Origin of the sequence: uncultured Clostridium sp., assembly GCF_947036855.1 — a bacterium.
Taxonomy (GTDB): domain Bacteria; phylum Bacillota; class Clostridia; order Clostridiales; family Clostridiaceae; genus Sarcina.
In genome coordinates this window covers 1-5,127 of sequence record NZ_CAMQRY010000154.1, presented here as the reverse complement: position 1 = coordinate 5,127, position 5,127 = coordinate 1, and the positions used below count along the sequence as shown (strand labels likewise).

Below are 5,127 nucleotides of genomic sequence, written 5' to 3'. Positions count from 1 at the left end.
CTATCTTCTGCTCTAATAACATCTGTCATTTCTGAATCAAAAACACTTAATGAATTTTAAAAAAGAAAACCCTTAACTATAATATCGTTACATATCATAGTTAAGGGTTATATTTATATAAACTTAATTGTATAAATTAATCTTCCCATCCTTCTGGGAATATTGCATTATGGTAAACTTCTTGAACATCATCATCTTTTACCACTTATTCATTTATTTTACTAAGGTTAAAGTTGCTTTAGAATTCAAAGCACATTAACATTTACCCTTACTGAAACCATCAGTAAAAGCATAATCAGTATATCATATAAGACTATTAAAATCCAAAATTAAATATATCATCATCATCAACATCTTCATTAATTTCTTCATTGCATTTTCTTGGAAATAACGGATACCATCTTCCTAACGGTCCATTTCCTTGATTAAATATATCTCCGTACCATAATGCTAATGGGCAATTATTAGCAATATTTCTATACGTAATAAAAACAGCACCAAAACCGATTGTCTCTAACTTCGAGAATCCCATTGGTCTCATTGAATTACATGGATTATTTAAACCATCTAATATATCAACCCCTGCAAGTAAAAATGCTTTTTCTACACACTCTCTATTTTCACTACACGAAAATATTAACTCTTTTTTCATATCATACGTTCTAAAAAACTCTGCTGTTTCTGCCCATTCACTTACTTCTCCTCTTAGTGCTATATACCTATTTACAACTTCATCATCAATATATTGTGGCCATAATGTCCCCATTGGATTACAATAATCATTATTTTGATAATTATTTTGCATATCAAAATACCAATAACCCAAATTTATACTATTTTCATGACACATTGACTTTATTTTTTTTATAGAATAATCACTACCTGATTTATACCAAAAAAGATGACATATCACTAAAGTATCTCCCGCCTTAAAAATATCATCATCTATACATCTCTCAATATCCCATTTTAATCTACTTCCTGTAAAAATACAATCATCTATATACACATAGAAATTTTTACTATTACACTCTGAAATATTTAATTGATACTTTTCATCTAACACTTCATTTACAATCTCAAGTAAGTCCTCTTGACTTGTACCTCTTTCTTGAATATTTAAAAACTTCATATTTTTAAATTTATTTCTTGTACACGTCTCCCAATATTCTTTATCAGTAAAAAAATATTCTAATATATTCTTCACGTCTTCTCTTGAGAAATAAAACTTTTTACATATGTTTATCATTTCTTCCAAAATAACATCTTGATCTTCTTCATCAAATTGACTTAGCCAGGTCTCAATATGCTTTTCATTCATTTGTGTGCCAATCGGCATTTCATAATCTTTTATTATTTTCAGTAATTTTTTAACGATAATACTCATCCCCCTATTTTCAATATTATTTTAATATACTCATTTGAGCTGGTTCATCTATTTTTTTAACTATTGTTAATGTCTCAAATTTTGCATCTATAAACAAACACCTTTCAATATTTAATGGTCTTAATATCTCTTTACCTGTCATTAGTTTACATTGTTCTCTTAACTCCATTAACAATCTCCCTAGCACATTTTCACCAATCAATTCACCCTTGTCATTTGGTGTTGCACCCCAAAAATTATCTTTATATGATTTTTCAACAATACTTTTTTCACCTGTACTTAAAAGCAAACTTCTAAACTTATTAAAATTACACATTAACTTTGCTCTTAAACACCATCTCATAACATTAACTCTAATTAAGTCCCAATCGGATCTTGTATAACTATCATAATTTCTACTTATTTGCTTAGCTGTCATTGGATTTTTTTCTCTTATAATTAATCTTTGAACATTTGACACATCTGTAAATCTAAACGCCTGATATAATGCTTCTGATGTTGCAATTTCAATCCCATTTATGACAATAGGATAAAGTGGTGCCATATTTGATAATCCTCCAAACGCTTCATTTGTTTTCATAAAAACTATACTTTCAGTTTCTTTATAAATCCGAAATTTCTTTTCCATATTTAACACCTTCTGCCTCTATAAATATATTCTTTAGTATAACATAATATACCTTTTTTGTTGCAATATATCTCATATTATTTGTTGTCATTAACGAAGTTAATGCAATACTTTCTTTAAATATAATTTCTTTGTTATTATGTTCTTTATATTATAATTTCTTTATAGAGTATCAGAGAGAGTTAGTAAAGCTCTCCTGTATCTGTATCTATCAATAAAGGCAATCTTTTTCTATGAGAATAACATCCTCTTTTTGGATAGTAATATGCGACACCCCAAGATTTTAAAAGCAAATCATTATACTCCTCTTCACTTAATATTCCTTCTAAACTATCAATTTCAATTTCTTCTCCTTCCATGTATTCTGGTTGTAAATTCATTAATCTATATGTATTTGCCTTTCCATTTAAATTACTTCCTTTTGCAATACACTTTATATATCCTTTATTTATTAATGTGTTTAGTGATCTTTTTGCTGTTGCAATTGAAAAACCACAAACCTTTCTTAATTGTTCTGCTGATAAATAAAATACATCACCTTTTCCATCACTATTATCTTTTTTGTTTACCAAACGTACTATATGCATTAATGAAAGTTTCTCATATACCGTCAAATCTATATACTCTCCTTCATCAAAAAACCAATTTGGCACCATAAAATAACATTTTTTCTCATCACTGTATTTTGATCCTTGTTTTAAAGATAATACTCTATCCATTTCTTTTATCTCCTTTTGTTTTTTTCTTGCCATCTTGTTGTATGCTCCTATGATATTCTTCTATCGTATATTCACTTTTTGCCCCTGTATCTTTATCAATAAATCCAACATAAATTAATTCATTACCTTTCCACTCATGTATAACTTTCATACTACTTATCTCCTTTTATTTTTCTTGTATGATTAAATAAGTTAAGGTACAAAATTATTTTGTTGCATAAAAAAAGACAGAAACTATTAATTTCTGCCTTTGGTATTATTTTAAATTCATTAACGGACTTGTTTTGATACTCATTTCAACTATATTATCATCTTGTATTCCCTGTAAATATCTCTTTGTTATACTTATATCTTCATGTCCTAAAAGTCTACTTAATGAATAAACATCCAAACCATTTCTAAGTTGAGCTTGTGCAAAGTAATGTCTGCATGTGTGTGGTGAACACCTTATATCTCTTCTTACTTTCACACTTTCTCCACACAACTTTACAACTCTTTCAATTGCCTCTCTTGTCATCCTTTTACCTCTATATGATAAAAAGTAAGCATCATCTCTAATAATGCTATCTTTAATATATTCTGCCCTTATTCTCTCATACTTTATCATGATCCTCTTTAAAACTGGACTAATTGGAACAACTCTCTCTTTTCTGCCTTTGCCTTTTATATAAATAACTGTATCTTTAACATCTAATATTCCAAGAGTGCATAACTCAAGATTTCGTATTCCAGTATCAAATAAAATTGATATTATACATTTATTCCTTGCTTCTAAATATCCCTTACCATGGTATGCCCCCACCATAGCCCCCACTTCTTTGTCATTGAATGTTTTTATAACAGTTTTTTCTTCTCTTTGCCAACTGACTTTCAATGCAATATTTCTATTTATATATTCTTCTTTGTAACAATACTTAAAGAAACTTCTTATATTCTTCAATATATTATTTACGTAAACTGGACTTCTTCCTTTCAGCAACAAATACTGAAAATACTTTTTAATATGAATATGATTAACCTCTTCCAATTCCAATATATTATATTCATTTTTACAATACTCAATAAACTTATTAATATTATTCTTATATCCCTTTACTGTCCTTATACTATAATTTTGTACCTGTAATTCAAAAATAAATTCCCTTATTACGTCATCAATTAACATAAATAAAAAAGCCACCTTTCAAAACAAATTATTGTTAATCTGCTTTGAAAAGTAGCTTAATAAATGAACACCATAATCAAGACTATGATTTTTCTATACATTTATCATAATGAAGAGGGGTTTTCACTACCTCACATTACTTTTACCTTCTGTAAAATATCTTTTAAAAACTCTGTAAGTATTATTGTATCTCACTTAACAAAGATTAATCTTCCCATCCTTCTGGGAATATTGCATTATGGTAAACTTCTTGAACATCATCATCTTCTTCAAGTAAGTTAAGCATTTTTTGGAATTTCTTTGCATCATCTTCATTAATTTCAGCTTCAACATCTGGAATCATTGTAACTTCTGCTTGTAAAAATTCAATTTTTTCTGCTTCTAAAACTTCTCTTACTGTACTAAAATCTTCTGGTGTTGTAATAACTCTGAAAACTTCATCTTCTGCTATAAAATCTTCTGCTCCAGCTTCTAAAGACATCATCATTATTTCTTCTTCATCTCTATCTTCTCTTTCAATTACAATTTCACCTTTTTCTTGGAACATAAAGCTAACACAACCTGACATCCCCATGTTTCCACAACCTTTTGTAAAGGCACTTCTAACTGATCCTGCTGATCTATTTTTATTATCAGTTAAAGTTTCAACTATAACAGCAACTCCTGATGGTCCATAACCTTCATAAACTATTCTCTCATAGTTTACTGCACTTCCTTCTCCAGCAGCTTTTTTGATTGCTTTATCAATTGTATCATTTGACATGTTAGCAGCCTTTGATTTAGCAACTATATCTCTAAGCTTTGCATTTGATTCTAGGTGTGGTCCACCCTCTTTTGTTGCAACAGCTATTTCTCTTCCTAGCTTTGTAAATATCTTACCTCTTTTAGCATCTATTTTACCTTTTTTACCTTTTATATTACTCCATTTTGAATGTCCTGACATCTTAAAACCTCCTAATATTATATATATATAAATTTTCAATTAATTCCATTAAAATTTCCCACTACTATTATAACATAGGCATTTAGCCACTTCAACAATTCCAACTAATCATTATTTTACCATTTACTGCTATTTGTTATGAAAATTACTCCTCTAACTCTATAAAAAGTCTATTTCCTTCTTTAAAATAAACACCTTCCATATCTTTTGATATTTTTGCCTTAGCACTTGTTACTTCTGTAATTTCATTTTCTAAAGTTTCAAGATTACTATCCTCTACTAAAA

General features: G+C 28.5%; 6 protein-coding genes. All 6 read right to left on the bottom strand.

All coding sequences use genetic code 11. The features are described 5' to 3' along the window. Positions 1-316: 316 nt before the first annotated feature. Positions 317-1,387 (bottom strand): hypothetical protein, encoded by a 1,071-nt coding sequence (locus Q0V15_RS11735; protein ID WP_297439227.1) that lies wholly within the window; start codon positions 1,385-1,387, stop codon positions 317-319. Between the two features lie 16 nt (positions 1,388-1,403). Next, positions 1,404-2,015, bottom strand: a complete 612-nt coding sequence (locus Q0V15_RS11730) for an NADAR family protein (RefSeq protein WP_297439225.1) — start codon at positions 2,013-2,015, stop codon at positions 1,404-1,406. Positions 2,016-2,197: 182 nt separating this feature from the next. Further along, positions 2,198-2,767: a hypothetical protein gene (locus Q0V15_RS11725; protein WP_297439223.1), complete on the bottom strand. Its 570-nt coding sequence runs from the start codon at positions 2,765-2,767 to the stop codon at positions 2,198-2,200. Continuing rightward, positions 2,727-2,885 carry a hypothetical protein gene (locus Q0V15_RS11720; protein ID WP_297439221.1) on the bottom strand — a complete coding sequence of 53 codons (159 nt, stop codon included), beginning with the start codon at positions 2,883-2,885 and terminating at the stop codon, positions 2,727-2,729. The genes Q0V15_RS11725 and Q0V15_RS11720 overlap by 41 nt, the downstream gene beginning before the upstream one ends. A 105-nt stretch (positions 2,886-2,990) precedes the next feature. Next, complete coding sequence (locus tag Q0V15_RS11715) at positions 2,991-3,899, bottom strand: tyrosine-type recombinase/integrase (protein WP_297439219.1); 909 nt, start codon at positions 3,897-3,899, stop codon at positions 2,991-2,993. Between the two features lie 205 nt (positions 3,900-4,104). Then, a complete protein-coding gene (locus tag Q0V15_RS11710; protein WP_297439217.1) occupies positions 4,105-4,842 on the bottom strand; it encodes a YebC/PmpR family DNA-binding transcriptional regulator in 738 nt (245 codons plus the stop codon). Between the last annotated feature and the right edge of the window lie 285 nt (positions 4,843-5,127).

Bases quoted from the DNA above. Each gene is read 5' to 3' on its own strand.
- Q0V15_RS11735 (WP_297439227.1), bottom strand. From the start codon at position 1,387: ATGAGTATTATCGTTAAAAAATTACTGAAAATAATAAAAGATTATGAA.
- Q0V15_RS11730 (WP_297439225.1), bottom strand. From the start codon at position 2,015: ATGGAAAAGAAATTTCGGATTTATAAAGAAACTGAAAGTATAGTTTTT.
- Q0V15_RS11725 (WP_297439223.1), bottom strand. From the start codon at position 2,767: ATGGCAAGAAAAAAACAAAAGGAGATAAAAGAAATGGATAGAGTATTA.
- Q0V15_RS11720 (WP_297439221.1), bottom strand. From the start codon at position 2,885: ATGAAAGTTATACATGAGTGGAAAGGTAATGAATTAATTTATGTTGGA.
- Q0V15_RS11715 (WP_297439219.1), bottom strand. From the start codon at position 3,899: ATGTTAATTGATGACGTAATAAGGGAATTTATTTTTGAATTACAGGTA.
- Q0V15_RS11710 (WP_297439217.1), bottom strand. From the start codon at position 4,842: ATGTCAGGACATTCAAAATGGAGTAATATAAAAGGTAAAAAAGGTAAA.